The following is a 2,386-nucleotide window of genomic DNA, read 5'->3' as shown; positions in this document are numbered from 1 at the left end:
CGGCAGCAATTCTTCAAGTTGGTTGTTCTTCTGTGTCGGCAGTCTCTCCAACACATCTTTCAGATACGCATACGGATCATGGCCATTGAGTTTGGCCGACTGGATCAGACTCATCACATTGGCAGCACGCTGGCCACTGCGAAGTGAACCCGCGAACAGCCAGTTGTTTCGACCCAGCGCCCAAGGCCGGATCTGATTTTCCACCCGATTGTTGTCGATAGGCACTGCTCCATCTTCGCAATAGCGAGTTAATGCTTCCCATCGTTTAAGGCTGTAATCGATAGCTCTGGCTATTCCCGAACCATCGGGTACTTTCTGGCGCTGCAATATCATCCACTGATGCAAACCATCCAGTATTGGCTGTGATTGCTCTTTTCGAACGCGCTGACGCTTTTTATTGCTCTGCTGCTTGACCTGTTTTTCTATTTGGTAGAGAAGGCCAATCTGCTCTAAGGCATACTCCGCCAAAGTGCTTTGATTGGCCGCGTGCAAGTCAAAGAACTTGCGTCGAGCGTGGGCCATGCAGCCAATCTCTGTGACGTTGTCTCGGAAGCTGGCTTTATAGCCACTGTAGTCATCACAGACCAGCTTGCCTTGCCAGGTTTGCAGGAACTTACGGGCGTGCTCTCCCGAGCGATTCGGAGCAAAGTCGTAGACCACGGCATTGAGTGTTGAGAAGGATGTACTGGTATAAGCCCAGACGTAAGCTTTATGGGTTTTCTTCTTGCCCGGAGTTAGCATCGCTACCGGGGTTTCATCCGCATGCAGTACCGGCTCTTGATGCAATGCACCGCGCATGGCATCCACCAGAGGCTGCAGTGCCACGCCACAACGGCCCACCCAGTCCGCCAGTGTAGAACGAGCAATGTCGACACCGGCCCGCGCAAAGATTTTTTCCTGTCGATACAGCGGTAGATGGTCGCTGTACTTGGCAACCAACACCTGTGCCAGCAAACCAGAAGTGGGGATGCCTTTGTCGATTACCTGCGGTGGCACGGGTGCCTGGGTTAAGGTTTCGCAGGCGTCACACACCCACTTGCCGCGAACGTGGCGCTCAACCGTAAAGGTACCGGGGATGTAATCGAGCTTTTCGCTTACGTCCTCACCAATACGTTTGAGCTGGCAACCACAGTCGCACTGCGTGTTCGTCGGCTCATGCTTGATAGTGGTTCGTGGCAACTCAGGGGGCAACGGCGCCCGTTTGGGGTGACGTTTTTCCGGTGCCTTGGGCTGCAACTGTTGTTCGTGCCGGGCCAGCTGCTCTTCGATGGCCGCAATGTCTTCATTGACCAGCTCGTCCAGCAAACTGCGTTGTTGCGGATTCAACGTTTCACTGGTGCGGGCAAACTTGTGTCGTTTGAGGATTGCCATCTCGTGCTTGAGCTTGCTGTTTTCCAACGAGATGGTCTGGATGGTTTGGTCTTTTTGCTGAGACTCAGTCTGTATCTGTCGCGCCTCAACCTGCATCTGCAGTACCAAGGCGCGAAGCTGGTCTTTGGAGAGGGCATTGAGGTTCGGCGTGTGGGTCATGAGTGCCACTGTGCCTGAACACGAACCGCTTGACGAGTACCAGATCCGGTTATTGCATAAGACGCAGGGCAATGGGTGGTATCAGAGAACAGCGATGCCCTGATTGGAATCTACCTGATGCCAGGGCAAGCCAACTACCAGTGCTTGCAGCTGTTCGGCACTTAGCTCCAGTGGGTGCTGTTGCCAAGTGCGGGCTGGCACAAAACGCCCTCTGTGCAAGCGACGCGCCGCCAACCACAGACCGAAGCCGTCATGAACCAGAACCTTCATACGATTGGCGCGTTTGTTTAAAAACACATACGCTTGGTGCGGCCCTGCCACACCAAACACCTTGATCACTCGAGCCAGACAGGTGTCTGGCCCCGCGCGCATATCCAGTGGTTCGGTGGCCAGCCAGATACGATCGATACGGATCATGATTGCAGCGCCTTGAGCCAAGGCACGGCCTGATGGATGTGTGCTATTGGCCAATGAATCGACAGGTTACCCATCTCAATGCGGACACACTGATCGGCAGCAGGTGCAGATACCGGGATTGGTAAGAAGTCTGCCGATGAGCTTGATGCAGCACTGGATGATTTGTCTGCGCCCCGTATCCACTTGTGCACCAGATTGGCATTCAGACCGTGCTGGCGAGCAATGCCTGCCACAGAAGCATCAGGTTGTTTGCACAGTGCCACAACCTTCGCTCGAAACTCTGGTGTAAAGCGCCGGCGACGCTTGCTATTGGTTGAGGCCGGGAATGAGAGTGAGGTGCCGCTTAATGTATCCATAATAGGTGTCCACTTAATAATAGGTGGACACCATCATTATCGGATCAACACCGGATCGGTAGATGTGTTGGCCGGACGCTTAC

3 protein-coding genes are annotated in these 2,386 nt (G+C 54.2%); all 3 read right to left on the bottom strand.

Annotated elements, in window-relative coordinates:
- The coding region (tnpC, locus tag ACVBEJ_RS14485) for an IS66 family transposase (RefSeq protein ID WP_447130346.1) at positions 1-1,530 on the bottom strand (1,530 nt) is incomplete at its 3' end.
- Positions 1,531-1,611: 81 nt separating this feature from the next.
- Complete coding sequence (gene tnpB, locus ACVBEJ_RS14480; protein WP_447130345.1) at positions 1,612-1,947, bottom strand: IS66 family insertion sequence element accessory protein TnpB; 336 nt, start codon at positions 1,945-1,947, stop codon at positions 1,612-1,614.
- The gene (gene tnpA, locus ACVBEJ_RS14475; protein WP_447130344.1) at positions 1,944-2,303 is read right to left on the bottom strand and encodes an IS66-like element accessory protein TnpA; all 360 of its coding nucleotides are present in this window, start codon (positions 2,301-2,303) and stop codon (positions 1,944-1,946) included. Before tnpA ends, tnpB begins: the two co-directional genes overlap by 4 nt.
- Between the last annotated feature and the right edge of the window lie 83 nt (positions 2,304-2,386).

This window comes from Porticoccus sp. GXU_MW_L64 (assembly GCF_052983295.1).
The sequence above is the reverse complement of the archived record's forward strand: the minus strand, read 5'-3'. Positions and strand labels throughout refer to the sequence as shown.

Coding starts and splice junctions, on each gene's coding strand:
- tnpA (WP_447130344.1), bottom strand. CDS start 2,303: ATGGATACATTAAGCGGCACCTCACTCTCATTCCCGGCCTCAACCAAT.
- tnpB (WP_447130345.1), bottom strand. CDS start 1,947: ATGATCCGTATCGATCGTATCTGGCTGGCCACCGAACCACTGGATATG.